17 protein-coding genes are annotated in these 16,053 nt (G+C 68.3%); 3 read left to right on the top strand and 14 right to left on the bottom strand.

What is annotated here, in order from left to right; genetic code table 11:
• Positions 1-108 precede the first annotated feature (108 nt).
• From AC0IY0_RS08590 to AC0IY0_RS08570, 5 genes are all read right to left on the bottom strand, one after another.
• Positions 109-1,386 (bottom strand): porin, encoded by a 1,278-nt coding sequence (locus AC0IY0_RS08590; protein WP_147907598.1) that lies wholly within the window; start codon positions 1,384-1,386, stop codon positions 109-111.
• Between the two features lie 224 nt (positions 1,387-1,610).
• Entirely contained in the window at positions 1,611-2,459 is an 849-nt protein-coding gene (locus AC0IY0_RS08585) for a 23S rRNA (adenine(2030)-N(6))-methyltransferase RlmJ (protein ID WP_419829640.1), read from the bottom strand.
• A gap of 66 nt (positions 2,460-2,525) precedes the next feature.
• A complete protein-coding gene (locus AC0IY0_RS08580; protein ID WP_419829641.1) occupies positions 2,526-3,188 on the bottom strand; it encodes a ribonuclease T2 family protein in 663 nt (220 codons plus the stop codon).
• 2 nt (positions 3,189-3,190) lie between these two features.
• The gene (locus AC0IY0_RS08575; RefSeq protein ID WP_007562510.1) at positions 3,191-3,652 is read right to left on the bottom strand and encodes a hypothetical protein; all 462 of its coding nucleotides are present in this window, start codon (positions 3,650-3,652) and stop codon (positions 3,191-3,193) included.
• Between the two features lie 161 nt (positions 3,653-3,813).
• Complete coding sequence (locus AC0IY0_RS08570; RefSeq protein WP_147938408.1) at positions 3,814-4,818, bottom strand: extensin-like domain-containing protein; 1,005 nt, start codon at positions 4,816-4,818, stop codon at positions 3,814-3,816.
• Positions 4,819-5,032: 214 nt separating this feature from the next.
• On the opposite strand from AC0IY0_RS08570, the gene AC0IY0_RS08565 reads away from it, so the two are divergent.
• Complete coding sequence (locus AC0IY0_RS08565; RefSeq protein WP_471763578.1) at positions 5,033-6,265, top strand: amidase; 1,233 nt, start codon at positions 5,033-5,035, stop codon at positions 6,263-6,265.
• Positions 6,266-6,509: 244 nt separating this feature from the next.
• On the opposite strand, the gene AC0IY0_RS08560 is transcribed toward AC0IY0_RS08565, so the two are convergent.
• Positions 6,510-7,265, bottom strand: a complete 756-nt coding sequence (locus tag AC0IY0_RS08560) for an SDR family NAD(P)-dependent oxidoreductase (RefSeq protein ID WP_471763576.1) — start codon at positions 7,263-7,265, stop codon at positions 6,510-6,512.
• 273 nt (positions 7,266-7,538) lie between these two features.
• Complete coding sequence (locus AC0IY0_RS08555) at positions 7,539-8,672, bottom strand: AI-2E family transporter (RefSeq protein ID WP_187193589.1); 1,134 nt, start codon at positions 8,670-8,672, stop codon at positions 7,539-7,541.
• A gap of 165 nt (positions 8,673-8,837) precedes the next feature.
• On the opposite strand from AC0IY0_RS08555, the gene AC0IY0_RS08550 reads away from it, so the two are divergent.
• Complete coding sequence (locus tag AC0IY0_RS08550; RefSeq protein ID WP_187193590.1) at positions 8,838-8,978, top strand: hypothetical protein; 141 nt, start codon at positions 8,838-8,840, stop codon at positions 8,976-8,978.
• A 124-nt stretch (positions 8,979-9,102) separates the two neighbouring features.
• On the opposite strand, the gene AC0IY0_RS08545 is transcribed toward AC0IY0_RS08550, so the two are convergent.
• Complete coding sequence (locus AC0IY0_RS08545) at positions 9,103-9,573, bottom strand: molybdenum cofactor biosynthesis protein MoaE (protein ID WP_147907593.1); 471 nt, start codon at positions 9,571-9,573, stop codon at positions 9,103-9,105.
• Between the two features lie 143 nt (positions 9,574-9,716).
• Between AC0IY0_RS08545 and AC0IY0_RS08540 the strand changes: the two genes are divergently transcribed.
• Complete coding sequence (locus AC0IY0_RS08540; protein ID WP_471763575.1) at positions 9,717-10,736, top strand: gamma carbonic anhydrase family protein; 1,020 nt, start codon at positions 9,717-9,719, stop codon at positions 10,734-10,736.
• A gap of 27 nt (positions 10,737-10,763) precedes the next feature.
• Here AC0IY0_RS08540 and AC0IY0_RS08535 read toward each other — a convergent pair whose 3' ends face one another.
• The 6 genes from AC0IY0_RS08535 to AC0IY0_RS08510 all read right to left on the bottom strand — a co-directional run bounded on the left by AC0IY0_RS08535 (position 10,764) and on the right by AC0IY0_RS08510 (position 16,048).
• Complete coding sequence (locus AC0IY0_RS08535; RefSeq protein ID WP_147907626.1) at positions 10,764-11,492, bottom strand: amino acid ABC transporter ATP-binding protein; 729 nt, start codon at positions 11,490-11,492, stop codon at positions 10,764-10,766.
• A gap of 152 nt (positions 11,493-11,644) precedes the next feature.
• Positions 11,645-12,337 (bottom strand): amino acid ABC transporter permease, encoded by a 693-nt coding sequence (locus tag AC0IY0_RS08530; protein WP_147907591.1) that lies wholly within the window; start codon positions 12,335-12,337, stop codon positions 11,645-11,647.
• A gap of 63 nt (positions 12,338-12,400) precedes the next feature.
• Positions 12,401-13,123 (bottom strand): amino acid ABC transporter permease, encoded by a 723-nt coding sequence (locus AC0IY0_RS08525; RefSeq protein WP_147907590.1) that lies wholly within the window; start codon positions 13,121-13,123, stop codon positions 12,401-12,403.
• 77 nt (positions 13,124-13,200) lie between these two features.
• Entirely contained in the window at positions 13,201-14,124 is a 924-nt protein-coding gene (locus AC0IY0_RS08520) for an amino acid ABC transporter substrate-binding protein (protein WP_147907589.1), read from the bottom strand.
• A gap of 384 nt (positions 14,125-14,508) precedes the next feature.
• Entirely contained in the window at positions 14,509-15,630 is a 1,122-nt protein-coding gene (locus AC0IY0_RS08515) for a branched-chain amino acid ABC transporter substrate-binding protein (RefSeq protein WP_147907588.1), read from the bottom strand.
• A 49-nt stretch (positions 15,631-15,679) separates the two neighbouring features.
• Positions 15,680-16,048: a DUF6867 family protein gene (locus AC0IY0_RS08510; RefSeq protein WP_147907625.1), complete on the bottom strand. Its 369-nt coding sequence runs from the start codon at positions 16,046-16,048 to the stop codon at positions 15,680-15,682.
• Positions 16,049-16,053 lie beyond the last annotated feature (5 nt).

The raw sequence follows: 16,053 nt of genomic DNA, 5'->3' as shown, positions 1-16,053 counted from the left end.
AGTCTTGCACAATGGTTGCGAATTGTTCTTCAGGCATGAAAAAACCCCCGGGCCTTTGCCCGGGGGTCTTCAAAAGGGCCGGCCCGGGGTCCGGCATGAAGAATCAGATCAGAACGTGATGCCGGTCTCGACCATGTAACGATCCTGCGAGGTACGGTTGCCGGTGCGGCCGAAGCCGGTGCCCAGCGAGCCCTCTGCAAGATTCCCACGGGTGATGCCACCGAGCTCGACGTGAGCGTATTCGACCCGGAAGAAGTAACGGTCGAACGTGAAGGTCGGCGTGACGGTGACTGAGAAGGCGTTGCTGCCAGGACCGAAGCCGAGCAGGTTCGTCTGCGTCGAACCCCGCACACCGGTCTGCTCGGTGTACTCGACCCGGCCGGCTAGGGAGAAGTTATCGGTGAAGGAATAGGCCGCCAGCAGGGCACCGCCGTAGGTGGAAGCGGTGTTGCCGATCCCGACACGCAGGTCACGCTCGACATTCGTGAACTGGAAGTAGGGCGAGATGATCCACGGGCCGTTCGCGTAGGTGTAGTTGATGTTGAAGATGCCGCTGTTCTGCTGCGCGTTCGGCGTAGCGAACTGGTAGCGCGGGCTGCGGTCGAGCGAATTGGTGCGCCCAACATTCAAGCCGCCATTGACGCCAATCGTGTTGTAATCGTCCAGCTTGTAGGCAACGTTGCCGGTGAACCACGTAATTTCGTTGGAGAAGAAGCCGTCCGTGCCGGCGAGCGAGACCGAGAGCGGACCGCTGCTGTAATTGACCTGCACGCCTTGGTTGATGAAGTTCTCCTGCACGAACAGGAGGCCGCGGTTGATGTTCAGGTTCTGATAGGTGAACAGCAGCTCGGTGCCGATCAGGGTGAACATCCGTCCGCCCTGGACCGACCATTCATCGTTGATCTGGATCTTGCCGAAGGCGACCGGAACCGGGCCGAACAGCAGGTCGGTCTGGGTGAACGTCCCGAGGGTGGGGAAGCCCAGCTGCGGGATCGAGTAGCCACCCGCCTGGATATAGAACTGGAATGCGCCTTCGGGCTTCTGAATGATGCCCTGTATGTTCGAGAAGTCGAACCGCGCGGAGCGATCCCGATCATTCGGGGCGGCCGGCGTCGAGAACGACGCGAACGGGTTACTCTGCGTGTAGCCGTAGCCGGTGACGGCGCCGCCGACATAGAGGTCGCCCAGCGGGCCAGCGGAGAAGCAGGTCGGGTTCGGGTTGGCCTTGATCGTACCGCTGTAAACCGGGCCGATCAGGGTGGCCTTGCAGGGCTCGGCCGGAGGCGCGACGGGGACCGGCGCCGGAGCCGAGAGATCGGCCGCGAGAATGCTGGTCGAGGAGAGCAGCACGGTGGCCAAGCCGGCCAGGGTGGATCGCTTCAGCATGGTTTCGCGGCTCGTTTGAATTGGTTCCCGGCCAAGCTGACACCGACCCGCCGCTGATACAAAATCAAACAAATGGCACTTGCCTAGTTTTTAGTCATTCTTGGACGCCAGGGATGGGTCGGCAGAGGTCTGTGGTTTTGTCGCCACATTTTTCAGCCCGCGTTGCTGCGAGACCTTGTCAGACCGGTGCCCGGATCGCGCGATCCTTCGGCAATAGTGACGAATCAGCCCTCTGCACCGATCCGATCGCAGCGAAACCCGCCGAACGCGTTCCGGGCCAGCCGCTCAGCTAGCGCCGGCAAAAATAGAAGCGCCTCCTCGGCGAGGCGCCAGGGCGGATTCACGATGATCAAACCGCTGCCGCACAGCCGTGTCGGATCGTCCGGCCGGTCGATCAGCAGGTCGAGGCGCAGGGCCGGGCGGGGCAGGGCGGCGTCGAGGTCCCCCACCATGCGGTCGATCGCGGCGGCATCCTTGATCGGATACCAGGCCAGGAACACGCCGGTCGGCCATTTTGCGACCGCCCGGGCGAGGTGGGTCCCGAGCCGCTCGATCTCGCCCGGCACTTCGTAGGGCGGGTCGATGAGCACGAGGCCCCGCCGCTCGGGCGGCGGGATCTGCGCGTTGACCGCAGTCCAGCCGTCGAGGCTCAGGACCCTGGTGCGCGGGTCGCGGGCGTAGCGCTCCCCCAGGGTCGCGGCATCCTCCGGGTGGAGTTCCACGAACACGCCCTTGTCGCCGGGCCGCAGGGCTTCGCGGATCACCGCGGGCGAGCCGGGATAGGCCATGGCGCCGTAGCGGGCCTGCACTGCCGCGACGGTCTCCCGGTAGGGCGCCAGCAGCGCCTCGACCTCGGGTGCGAAGGGCGTGTCCATCCGGCCCCAGCCGTCCCGCCACTCGCCGGTGCGGGAGGCCTCGTCGGCGGTCAGGTCGTAGACGCCCAGGCCCGCGAAGGCATCGAGCGCCCGGAACGGCTTGTCCTTGAGGCTCAGGTGGGCGAGCACCCGCGCGAGAACGAGGTGCTTGAGCACGTCGGCATGGTTGCCGGCGTGGAAGGCATGCCGATAGTTCATGGCATCGCCCTCAAGCGGATCCTGCGCTCCAGGTCCAGCCTCGGACCGCAAAAACGGTCAAAAAAGTCAGCGGGCGGCGTCGAGGGTGATATCCGGCGCGCGGCAATTGCTCCGGGCGACCTCGGGGCATGGGGTGAAGCCGCGCAGGTCCTTGGAGAAGCAGATCCGCACCTCCTGCAACTGCCCGCGCGTGCAAGTCACCGCCATCATGTCGGGGCGCAGGCCGCGGTTGGCCGCCACGAACTGCCGGGCGATCTCGATCGGCGCCAGGGTCTGCGGGGCGCCGCCGCCCTTGAGCCCCTCGGGGATCGTGACGGCGAGGCGCGCGTCGCGAGCGGCCTGGAAGTAGCGGGCCGGGTCGAGACCGGAGCAGGTGCCGTGGGTGCGCCACTCGTGTCGGGCGAGCCCCTCGCTCGGATAGACCTGGCCAGCCACCTCAAGCGCCTGCCGGGTCGGCGCCCGCTCCACCGCGGAGCAGTTCTGCGGGTAGCCCCGGGCGTATTGCGGCCAGAGCCCGTGCACGACGAAGCCGAGGCCCCGGCCGGGGGTGCATTGCACGTCGTTCCGGCGCTCGCCGACGCCCGCGCAGTAGGTGGGCGACCAGGAGAGTGCCAGCACGTAGAAATCGAACGCGCCGGGCTCGCCCCGCCGGCTGAAGCCGCCGAAATCCTGGGCGGCGGCCGGCCCGGCGAGCAGCAGGCCGGCGAGGCAGGCGGCGCGAGCGCGCATCCTCAGGGCCGCGCCATCCGGCAGGCCGTCGCGTAAGCGTAGGCGAGGTCGCGGTCGAGGCCGTGGACGCAGAACTCGACGCCCCAGGTCGCCCCGATGATGCCGAGGCTCTCACGCACCGAATAATCGACCTTGCGGCGCACCCCGTCCGACGTGGTGACGGTGGCCGAGCAGAACCGGCGCGGATAGGTGTCGAGGCCCCAGGGTCGCCAGGCGGTGCGCTCGATCGTATCGAACGACCGGATCGTCATCGACGAATTCCAGTACTTCGCCTCCTTCTCGGCGAAGTTGGTCGAGACCCGCTCCAGCACGCTCGGGTCCTGGCAGCCGGGAATCTGCGCGTCGAACGGGAAGATCCGCTCCTCGGCGGGCTCGATATCCTCCCGGGCCGAGCGGGCCAGCGCCGGCTGCGCGACGGAGAGGAGTGCCAGCCCGAGGGCGAGGCTGTGAAGGATCGGGCGCATGGCGCGTGCCTCGACGGGGGTGCTGTCCTGCATGCGCGAGACGATGGCTCGGCTGCGCCGCCAGTCAAGCTCTTGCGCACGATCCGGGACGCTTTAACCGATCTGTGCGGCGCAGCCGCTACAGGTCGGGGCTTACCGAGGCACGGCGGAGACCGGTCGACTCAGTAGATCGGCCCCGTGCTCGGCGGCGGCGCACCGAGCTGCAGTGGCTCGTCGTAATCCTGCACCGACTCCTCCGGGGCGGCGGCGACCCGGGGGGCAGCTGCGATCCGGGGTGCGGGGCGGACCGGCGGCGCGGAGGTGTAGGCCGAGGCCGCGGGCAGGCGCGCCGGGGCGCGGGCGACCTGCGTCGGACTCGCAGCCTTCGACATCGGCGAGACGCCGTAGGGATCGTCCTCCTCGATATCCACCGGGGCCTGCGGCGCGGCCGGCTGGCGCGGCGGCGGCAGCGGGCGCGACAGGGGCCGCTCGGCCCCGCTCCCGAGCTGGGGCGTGAACTTGATGAACGGCTGGCAGATCCGCTTCAGGCCGCGCGGGTCGTGCCGGGCGAGGTCGACGTGGATGTGGTCGTAGTGGAACACGTTCGAGCCCGGCGCCAGCACCGTGGTGAAGCGCTGGCAGGCGCCCAGAAAGATCTCGCGCAGGAAGCCCTGCTCGGCCTCGGTACCGCGCCAGCCGCCCTTGACGGTGATGACGTGGCCGTCGGCGAGCTTGATCGACATCACGTCGATCGCGTTGCCGAAACCGTGCTCGGAGAGCTTCGCACCGGGCTGGTTGTTGCGCCCCCGGCAGGAATACGAGCCGGCGTTGATCTCGGCCACGGGCACGCCGAAATACAGGTTCGCGGCGGGTTGGATCGTGTCGGCGAGCCAAGCCTCGGCCTCGGCGAGCGCCGGGCAACCCAGCGTCATACGCTGCTTCATCACAACCGTGCCGCCGGCGAGCCGCGTCACCCGGAAGGGCTGCTGCATGCCGCACGGGCCGGGCCCATCCATCGCCGCGATCGGCGTGATGAACTCGGTCGGCTCGACCAACTTCTTCGCCAGGCAGACCTGCTCCGCCTGGTCGCGCCACGGGTCGCGCCGCTCGAACCGGTTGATCGAGCAAGCGGTGAGCCCCGCGCCGAACAGCGCCAGGGCGGAGAACAGGGATACGCCACGCCACATGACCCGGACGATGCGCACGGTCGCGTAAAGCGTTCGTCAACGGCGATTCGGGATTGGCGCGGCCTGTGGTTTTTGCGGATTGCGCCCTGTCGGCGTCTGATCGGGAGCGGTGCCAAATCGTCGGTGGGACGGGCGCCCATGCGCCGAACCCGTATTCACACCGGCGGTGAGGGATCGAGTTGACAGAGCCCGTCGACCGCGGACTGAATACAAGATGCTTTCAATCCTCGACCTCCGCGCCCGCATCGAAGCCGGCACCCTGACGCCTTCGGGCGCGATCGATCTGTGCCGCGCGGCCATCGCCGCGCGGGAGCCGGAGCTGCGGGCGCTGGTCACCCTGGACGACAACCCGGCCATCCCGGAGTCCGGACCGCTCGCCGGCATCGCGGTGGGCGTGAAAGACATCATCGACAGCGCCGGCCTGCCGACGCAGATGGGTTCGTCGCTGTACGCCGGCTGGCAGCCCCGGGGCGATGCCTCGGTGGTGGCGCGTCTGAAGAGCCTTGGCGCCGTGGCGCTCGCCAAGACCGCCACCACGGCCTTCGCCAGCAGCGACCCGACCGCGACCGTCAACCCGCACGATCCCGGCCACACCCCGGGCGGATCCTCGGCGGGCTCGGCCGCCGCGGTGGGTGCCGGGATGCTGCCCTTGGCGCTCGGCACGCAGACGGCCGGCTCGGTGATCCGGCCGGCGAGCTATTGCGGCTGCGCGGCGGTGAAGCCGTCGTTCCGGCTGATTCCGACGGTCGGGGTCAAGACGTATTCCTGGGCGCTCGATACGGTCGGGCTGTTCGCAGCCGGCGTCGCGGACGTCGCCCACGCGCTGGCGCTGGTCACCGGGCGACCGGAGATCGACCGGGCCGAGACCGGCTCGGCGCCACGGATCGGCCTCGTGCGGCAGGATTTCGCCGAGGCGCCGGAGCCCGCCGCCGAGGCGGCGCTGGACCGCGCCCGGCGGGCGGCCGAGCGGTCCGGTGCACAGGTCACCGACCTGACGCTGCCGGCGGAGCTGGCGCTCGCCTGGGAGCGCCACCGGATCATCCAGAACTACGAGGGCCGGCTGGCGCTGGCCTGGGAGTACGACGGCCAGCGCGACGCGCTGCCGCCGCGGGTCCGTGAGCATCTCGACGCCGGCGCGGCGCTCGGCGCCGCGGAGTACGACGAGGCCCGCCGCCACGGCCACCGGGCCCGCCGGGTGCTCAAGGGCCTGTTCGCCGAGTACGACGCGATCCTCACCTTCTCGGCGCCGGGCCCGGCCCCCGCGACCCTGGCCTCGACGGGCGACCCGCGCTTCAACCAGCTCTGGACCCTGATGGGCGTGCCCTGCGTGAACGTACCGGTGCCGGGCGACCGCCTGCCGGTGGGCGTGCAGGTGATCGGCCGCTTCGGCGACGATGCCCGGGCCCTGGCGGTGGCGCGGATGATCGAGGACGCGCTGCGCGGGTGACGCGTCGGCAGCACGGATGGCAGGGCCAGGAATTTGGACCTAAGGGCGAACGCGGCCGGACTCGTCCGTGGGTCCGGATGCCGGTCTCGCCTACGCATTGGCTGATATCGACCCGACCTAACCGCATGGTCGACCATAGGCGCTTCCCAAAAGCGGACATTCGCCGGTCGTCAGGCAACTTCGGCTCAGGGTGGTGAGCGGTCTCCACCCCAGGCCTGGAAGGCGAACCTTGGCTCCACGCGCGCTACGTGAGGTTCAAACCTCCATCCGACAGCAAGATTTCCCCGGTAAGATAGTCCGAGGCCGCCAGCAGTGCGACGGCCTGGGCGATATCCTCCGGCTTGGCAGCCCGGCGCATGGGCGACCGCTCCCGCCAGAGCGCCTGGGCAGCAGTCCAATCGGCTGTCAGGGGTGTATCCACTAACCCGGGAGCAACGGCATTCACACGAATGTCCGGCGCCAACGATACGGCGAGCAGGCGGGTCATGTGATTCAACGCCGCCTTCGATGCGGCATAGGGGATCGATGCCCCCTTGGGTCTGATCCCCGCGTGCGAGCTGATGTTGACAACACACGCTGAACGACCTCGCCGCGCGGCGTCCCGCAAAGCGGTTTCAGCTTCTGCCACGAGGCGAAACGGCGCCACTACGTTGACCTCGTGCAACTCGTGCCAGACGGCTGGCGAGGCGGCCTTGAGATCGGCGTGAGGGATGACCCGGCTGATGCCTGCGTTGTTGACCAAGACATCGAGACGCCCCCAGAAGGCGATGGCCTGCCCCACCAGCTTGACCCTGTCGGCGTCATCGGCCAGATCGGCCTGGACGTATGCGGCCCTCCCGAGTTCGGCGGCTAGCGCGTGTCCCGTCTCCGCAGACTTGCGCGAGTGCAACACGACCGCGTAGCCATCGCTGGACAGCCGACGCGCTATCGCCGCCCCGATGCCGGACGTGGACCCGGTCACGAGGGCGACGGGCGGCTCATCCTCAGGGCGCTGGCTCAAGGATTATCCTCCATCCTACGGCCAAGCGGTCTCGGGCCCAGTTACGACCACGTGATCGCCGCAATGGCCCAAGACGCGGCGTTGTCGTCGGCTTCGGATACCGGAGTTGCTTCATCCAGGAGCGGACATTCGGGGCAGCTGCTTCGGTCGTGAGCGGGCGTGATGGCAGTGTTCGCTTCGCAAGCGGACCGTCCACAAACTACCCTCCAAGACAACGTCACGGCCAAACCGGGCAAGTTCGGGCTCGCGGCCCCGCGCCTCAGGCCATGCGCCTCAACTGCTCGGATCCTCGTGCAGCGTGTCCTCCACGTAGAGCTGCTCCAGCAGCACCTTGATCACCGCCATCAGCGGCAGAGCGAGGGCGATGCCCCAGAGGCCGAAGATCACGCCGAGGATGAGCTGGCCGGCGAAGATCGTTGCCGGGGGTATGTCCAGAGCGCGCTTCTGGATGAACGGCGTCAGGCCGTAGCTCTCCAGGCACTGCACCGCCAGATAGACGCCGACGGCGCCGATCACCGCTTTGAGGCCCGAGGCGAGGGCCGCCAGGATTATCACGATGCCCGCCACCAAAGGTCCCACGGTCGGCACGAAGGCCAGCAGCCCGGCTTGGAGGCCGAGGATCAGCGCGCCGCCGATCCCCAGGAAGGCCAGCCCGGCCCAGGTGCAGACGAAGATCACCGCCATGATGATCAGCTGGCCGAACAGCCAGTGCCGCAGGGTTTCGCCCGCACCGTCCAGCACCTTGGCGGCGCGCCGCCGCTTCTTCGGCGGCACGAACCGCAGCACCCCGTCCCGGTAGGCCTCCGGGTCGGCCGCGAAGGCGAGCCCCAGGAACGCGATCACCAGCAGGTTGCCCAGGGCATCGAACAAGCCGAGGATCACGGCCGCCGCCGGCCCAAGGACGCTGCCCGCGTCGGAGACGATCGAGCTGCTGCTCTTGAGCAGGCCGTTGGCGAGTCCGCCGAGGCCGCCCTCCTTCTGGCCGGGCTCGGCCGAGCCGTCCTTCGGCGCCAGGCTCGGCACGTCGATACCGCGCTCGGACAGCCAGCTCGACACCGTGCCGGCCTGATTCTTGATCGTGGTTCCGAGATCGCGGCCCTGCTGCACGATGGTGGCTCCGCCGTAGGATGCGAAGCCGATCACCCCGACGGCGACCGCGAGGCTGGCGATCGTCAGGCGCAGGCCCCGGGGCAGGGGCAGGACGTGGCCGAGCCCCCGGGTCAGGCCGTCGAGGAACACGCCGAGCAGCACGCCTGCGAAGATCAGCAGGAGCGTGCCCACCGACATCCAGGCCAGCGCCAGCGCCGCGACGAAGCAGACGACGGCGATCCCCGAAGCCGCCAGCGGCAAGGCTCCGCGCCAGGGCCCGACCGGGCCGTCCAACTCCCGAGATTGACCGTCCGTCATCATTGCTCCTGCGTGGCGGGCTCACGAACGCCCCTGACCGGCCGGGGTCAAGGGTGGCGCCGTACCAAGCTTGTGTGCGGCCGGACGAGACCGGACGGCCTTTCGCGCGTTGTCCGCCCACGCAAGCGCTCCCGCCGGGAGCCGGACGCATCCAGGAGAGACCGCGTGAGCAGCAACGAGCCCCACACCCATTCCCTCGGCCCCGGCCGGACCGTGGATACGGGCGACCAGGTCAGCAGCGTGGTCATCCTCGGCCTCGCCGTCGCGGGCGCCCTGGCGGCGGTGCTGCTCAACGCGATCCTGTAGGGCGTGTTCTGGCGCGAAACGGCGAGCGCTCCGAGTCGTCCCGCGCTGGGTCACGGGCCGCATTCCGCTGACGCTGCATGTGCCCGGGAAAGACTGTCTGGGGAATGACTGGACGGCGCGGGGTCTATTGTCCCCAGCGCTCGGCCGCCGCATCGTCGTGGGCGGCAGCCTCGACCCAGCCGCCGACGGTGCCGTCGGCCAGGTGCTCGCGCTTCCAGAACGGCGCACGGGTCTTCAGGTAGTCCATCAGGAAATTCGCCGCCTCGAAAGCCGCGACCCGGTGGCTGGAGGCGGTCACCACCAGTACGATGCCGTCGCCTGGACACACGCGTCCGTGGCGATGGATCACCCGCAGCGCCTGAAGCGGCCAGCGGGCGACGGCGTCCTCGGCGACCCGGAGGATCTCCGCCTCCGCCATGCCCGGATAATGTTCGAGTTCGAGCGCCGCGAGCCGGCCGGCCTCGTCCCGGCACAGGCCCGTGAAGGTGACGACCGCCCCGGCCCGGCCGCCGAGTTCGGCGCTCACCCGGGCGATCTCGGCGGCGGTGTCGAACGGCTCGGCCTGGATGGCGACGCTCGGTGCGGGGGCGCTCATGCTGCGGTCCAACATCCTCGTCCGACGATCCTCAGGCGGCGCGTGCCGGTCCCACGCCTGTCACACCCGGCCGCGCCTCTATATGGCACGTGAAGTCGCATTCGCCCCGGTCGCGGGCGTGATCGGCGGAGAAGGATGACCGTGTGACCCCCGACCTGATCCTGCCCTACGCGGGCGTCCTGCCGGATTTCGCGAGCCACCCGGTCTGGTGCGGGCGCGGCAGCACGGTGATCGGCGCCGCCCGGATCGGCGCACAGGCCTGGATCGGCGACGAGGCGGTGATCCGCGCCGACGGGCAGGCCATCACCCTCGGGGACAGGTTCTGGCTCGGCCACCGCTCGACGGTGCACATCGCCACGCTCACCCACGCGACGCAGGTCGGCGACCGGGTCACGGTCGGGCGCAACAGCGTCGTGCATGCCTGCACGATCGGCTCCGACGTCGTGATCGAGGACGACGTCGTGATCCTCGACGGCGCCGAGATCGGCGACACCGCGGTGATCGAGGCGGGTGCAACCGTGTTCCCGCGCATGAGGCTCGCGGGTGGATACGCCTATGGCGGCAGCCCGGCGCGGCCGAGCCGGCCGGTCGGCCCGGACGAGGTCGCCGAGCGCGCCGAGCGCCTGCGCGAGCGGATGGGCGACGGGGCATCCGTCGAACCTGGGCTCCCCCCGGAGGTGGAGGACAGCGTGTTCGTGGCTCGGACGGCGCGCTTGCGTGGACGGGTGAGCCTGGGGGCCGGCGTCAGCGTCCTGTTCTCGTGCGATCTCAACGCCGAGGCCGGGCCGATCGTGGTCGGGGCCGACACCAACATCCAGGACAACACGACGATCCGCAGCCGAGCCGAGGGGGTCGTGATCGGGCGCGACACGACCATCGCCCACAACGTTCGGATCGCCGATTGCCGGATCGGCGCGCGGGCCCTGATCGGCATCGGCGCCACGGTCGCCCCCGGCACGCTGATCGCCGACGACGTCATGCTGGCGGCCGGCGCCACCACCGATCCTGGCCAGATCCTGGAGGCCGGCTATCTCTGGGGCGGCCGCCCGGCCCGGATCCTCGCGCCGCTCGACGCCGAGAAGCGCGCGATGATGATCCGCATCGTCGAGGGCTATTGCCAGCACGGGCGGGAGTATCGGGCCGCGCAGGCGGACCTGGCCTGACGGTGCGGCCCAATACGGCCGGAACGCTCAGTGCTGCAGGATCTTCGACAAGAAGGTCTGGGCGCGCTCGGAGCGGGGGCTGCCGAAGAAGTCCTCCTTCCTGGCATCCTCGACGATCTCGCCGCGGTCCATGAAGATCACCCGGTCGGCGACCTTGCGGGCGAAGCCCATCTCGTGGGTCACGACCATCATGGTCATGCCCTCCTTGGCGAGCTCGACCATCACGTCGAGCACTTCGCCGACCATTTCGGGATCCAGCGCCGAGGTCGGCTCGTCGAACAGCATCACCACCGGGTTCATGGCGAGCGCCCGGGCGATCGCCACGCGCTGCTGCTGACCGCCCGAGAGCTGGCCCGGGAACTTGTCTGCCTGGGCGCTCAGGCCCACCCGGGCCAGCAGGTCGAGGCCGCGCTTCTTCGCGTCCTCGGCGCCGCGCCCCAGGACCTTGCGCTGGGCGATGGTGAGGTTCTCGGTGATCGACAGGTGCGGGAACAGCTCGAAATGCTGGAACACCATGCCGACCCGGGAGCGCAGCTTGGGCAGGTTGGTCGACTTGTCGATCACCTTGGTGCCGGCGACGGTGATCTGGCCCTTCTGGAACGGCTCGAGGGCGTTGACGCATTTGATCAGTGTCGACTTGCCCGAACCCGAGGGGCCGCAGACCACCACGACCTCACCTTTGGCGACCTTGGTGGAGCAGTTGGTCAGCACTTGGAAGTCGCCGTACCATTTGCTGATGGCGTCGATCGAGATCATCGTCCCGCCGGGGGCCGCGTCCGGTAAGCCGGAGACGAGGGCGCCCGGCTGCAGCCCGGCATCGCGAGGCGCGTGGGCGGCGTCAGCGACGGGTTCCTTGACGGACGGGGCCGGCATCGGGGTCGAGGTCATGGCGCGGACTCCAGTGTCGGTCAGCGGATGATGGCGACGCGGCGCTGCAGGCGACGCACCAGGAACGAGGCCGTGAAGCAGATCACGAAGTAGACGATGGCGGCGAAGATATACATCTCGACGAGGCGGCCGTCGCGCTGCGCCACCTTCGAGGCGGCGCCCATGAAGTCGGTGAGCGAGAGCACGTAGACCAGGGAAGTATCCTGGAACAGCACCACGGTCTGCGTCAGCAGAAGCGGCAGCATATTGCGGAAGGCCTGCGGCAGGACGACGTTGGCCATGGTCTGCCAGTAGTTCATCCCGAGCGCCAGGGCCGCCCCGGTCTGTCCCTTCGGGATCGACTGGATGCCGGCCCGCATGATCTCGGAGAAGTAGGCCGCCTCGAAGGCCATGAAGGTGATCAGCGCCGACGGGAAGGCGCCGACCTGGATCGGGGTCGAGGCGCCGGTCACGTAGGCGCCGATATACGGTACCAGGAAGTAGAACCAGAAGATCACCAGCACCAGCGGCAGCGAGCGGCACAGCTCGACATAGCCCTTGGCGAGGTGGCTGAGGCCCGGCACGCTCGAGAGCCGGGCCATCGCCAGCAGCGTGCCGATGATCACGCCACCGACCGCCGCCATGGCGGTGAGCGTCACCGTGAAGACCATGCCCTGCCCGAACAGGTAGGGCAGGGACGAGAGGATGACGTTGAAATCGAAATTCGAGAGCATCGGGACCTGTTCGCGGTGGCCGAGCGCCGGCGGATCGGGGAAATCGGGGGCGGGGCCGGCGCCTCAGCGCTGGCCGGGGATCGCGACGGCGCGCTCCAGGTAGGTCGCCGCGGTGACGACCACGAGGTTGACGATCACGTACAGCAGCGTCGCCGCCGTGAACGCCTCGAACACCTGGAACGAGAATTCCTGCATCGAGCGGGCGCGAGCGGTCAGCTCCAGGAGGCCGATCGTCAGGGCCACGGAGGTGTTCTTGAGGTTGTTCAGGAATTCCGAGGTCATCGGCGGCAGGATGATCCGGTAGGCGTTCGGCAGCAGGACGTACCGGTAGGTCTGGTAGACCGTGAAGCCCATCGCGGTGCCGGCCATGTTCTGGCCACGCGGCAGCGACTGGATGCCGGCCCGGACCTGTTCGGCCACCCGCGAGGCGGTGAAGAAGCCCAGGCACACCACCGCGGTGTAGAACGGCGCGTCAGGCATCTGCTTGATCGCGTCGCCGAACTGCGTCGGCACCACCTCGGGCAGCACGAAGTACCAGAGGAACATCTGCACCAGCAGCGGCACGTTCCGGAACAGCTCGACATAGGTCGTGCCGATCGCGTTGGCGGTCTTCGACGGCAACGTGCGCAGCACACCGATCAGGGAGCCGAGGAAGAACGCGATGACCCAGGAGCACAGGGCGGTGGCGATCGTCCACATGAGCCCGGAGAGCAGCATGTCGAGATAGGTGCCCGTGCCCTCGGGCGAGGCATCGAAGAAGATGCGCCAGTTCCAATTGTAGTTCATCGCGCTGGTTCTGCCCTGATCTTATGAAGGCGCACCGCAGGGCAGGGCCCCGCGGTGCGCGTCACGCTGGACGGCTCTCAGTAGGCCGCCGGATCGGGGCTGGCGATCGGCGTCGTGAACTGCTTCTTCATCTCCGCGCTCATCGGCAGGTTGAGGTTGATGTTGCGCGGCGGGATCGGCTGGGTGAACCACTTGTCGTAGAGTGCCTTGCCCTCGGGGCTCGTATAGAGCTTGGCGGTGGCCTCGTCGGCGACCTTCTTGAACGCCGTGTCGTCCTTGCGCACCATGATCCCGTAGGGCTCGGGCTTGGACAGGGCTTCGGTGGAGATCTCGTAGGCCGACGGGTCCTTGGAGGAGGCGGCCAGCGAGGCGAGCAGCACGTCGTCCATCACGAACGCCACGGCGCGGCCGGTCTCGACCATCAGGAACGCCTCGGCATGGTCCTTGGCCGGCAGGATCGTCAGGCCGAGCTTCCGCTCGGTGTTGGCCTCGTTGATCTGCTTGATGTTCGTGGTGCCGGAGGTCGACACAACGGTCTTGCCCTTCAGGTCCTCGATCGTGTGCAGGTTGGCCGACTTCTTCGAGACGTAGCGGGTCGCGGTCAGGAAGTGCGAGTTGGTGAACCACACCTGCTTCTCGCGCTCGGCGTTGTTCGTCGTCGAGCCGCACTCGAGGTCGATCGTTCCGTTCGCCATCAGCGGGATGCGGGTGGCGGAGGTGACCGGGTTGAGCTTAACCTCGAGGTTCGGGAGGCCCAGATTGGCCTTCACGGCGTCGGCGATCTTGAAGCAGATCTCCATCGCGTAGCCGACCGGCTTCTGGTCGCCGCCGAGATAGGAGAACGGCACGGAGGCGTCGCGGTAGCCGATGACGATGGCGCCGTTGTCCTTCACCTTCTTGAGGGTACCGGTCAGATCCTCGGCCCGCAGGCTGAGGGGGGCCAGGGCGAGGCTCAGGCCGAGCGCCGCGGCAAGGCCACGGCGAGCGATATCAGACTGCATCGGTACGGAACTCCTGGATCGTGTCGAACGGGATCGGCTGGCGGCTCGGCGCTCGGCCCCGCCCGCTCGGGCGACGCCTCTGCAATGATGGTGCCGGAAGCTGGGCTGCAGCGCCGCGCAGGTCTGTGGCGGACGACGTACGACCGGCCGCCACCGTCGCGCGAGCGTCCCCGGTTGCGTGTCCCGCCGCCGTCATTCGGCCTCCCCCGGCAGGTCGCGGCAGCTTGCCGGCCCGCGTGCCGCCGGCATCATGCACAATTCTTGAGCGTACGCACCGGGTAGCGCGGCGGGAAGAACAATTAAGGCTGACGAATCCACCGTTCCGGAAACGCAGACGCCGCCCCGCACGCGTGCGAGGCGGCGTCTGCCCGGATTGGATGCAGATTACTTGGTCAGTTCGTTGCCGGTGTAGTCGATCTTGCCATCGGCGCCCTTCTTCCACTCGTACAGGACGTAGTCCGGCCGGGTGATGTCGCCCTTCTTGTCGTACGCGATCGGGCCGACAACCGTGTCGACCGGCTTGCCCTGGTGCAACCACTCGGCGAGCTTCTTGCCGTCGGTGGATCCGGTCTCGGCCATCGCCTTGGCGAGCACCTGGACGGAGGCATAGGAATAGAGCGTGTAGCCCTCGGGATCGATGTTCTTGGCCTTGAACGCGGCCAGGGCGGCCTTGGCGTTCGGGTTCTTGCGGGCATCCGGCGGGAAGGTGGTCAGCGTGCCCTCGGCGGCCGGACCGGCGATCGCCACCAGCTCGCGGTCGACCATGCCGTCGCCGCCCATCAACGTGGCCTTGAGGCCCTGGTCGCGCATCTGGCGCAGGATCAGACCGGCCTCGGTGTAGTAGCCGCCGAAATAGACGATGTCGACGTTGGCCGACTTCAGTTTCGAGACGAGGGCCGAGTAGTCCTTCTCACCGGGGTTGATGCCCTCGAAGATCACCGGCTTCACGCCCTTGGCCTTGAGCACCATCTGGGTCTCGTCGACGAGGCCCTTGCCGTAGGGGGTCTTGTCGTGGACGAAGGCGATCTTCTTGTCCTTGTAGTTGGCCACCAGATAGGCGCCCGCCACCGCAGCCTGCTGGTCGTCGCGGCCACAGGTGCGGAAGGTGTTCCACATCCCGCGCTCGGTGAACTTCACGTTGGTCGAGGCCGGGGTGATCTGGATGATTCCGGCGTCGAGGTAGACGTCGGAGGCCGGGATCGACACGCCGGAATTGTAGTCCCCGACCACCATCTTGACGCCGTCGCTGGCGAACTTGTTGGCCACCGAGACACCCTGCTTGGGGTCGGAGGCATCGTCGCCGATCAGGACCGTCAGGGTCGTGCCCTTGATCCCGCCGGCCTTGTTGATGTCGTCGACGGCTTGGCTGGCGCCGTTCTTGAACTGGACGCCGATGGCGGCGCTGTTGCCGGTAATCGGCGCCGCGATGCCGAGCTTGACCTCGGCCGCCTGCGCCGCGGCGATCATTGCACCGAGAGCGAGCCCGGCGAGCAGAAACGATCTCATCGCTAACATCCCCTAGATTACAGGTCCGCCTGTGCGGATCCGGCCGAACTCACCGTCCCCCGTCCGCCACGGAATCCCGTGTACGCCACGTCAGCGGTGAGGTTCTTTCGTAGAGCCAGCGGTACTGGCTCGTCATCTGGCGCGTCCGCGTGAACCGGAAGCCGGCCGCACCGATGATCATGACGACGGTCGCGTCGATCGCGTAGTAATGGAGCGAGACGAGCGTCCCCGAGAACAATGCGAAGTGGATGAAGCGCACGGCCGCCGCCACGAGGAGCAGCGCGAGCGCGCATTGCCAGAATGGCCGCCAGCCCCGGGCGACCGCGCGGGCGGCCATCCAGCCGGCCCAGCCGCCCATCACCACGGTGACGAGCAGGAACAGCCAAGCCGATTCCTCCTCGTACAGGATCCCCTGCAGCATGC

The sequence above is a fragment of the Methylobacterium sp. AC315 genome (assembly GCF_979253755.1).
The sequence above is the reverse complement of the archived record's forward strand: the minus strand, read 5'-3'. Positions and strand labels throughout refer to the sequence as shown.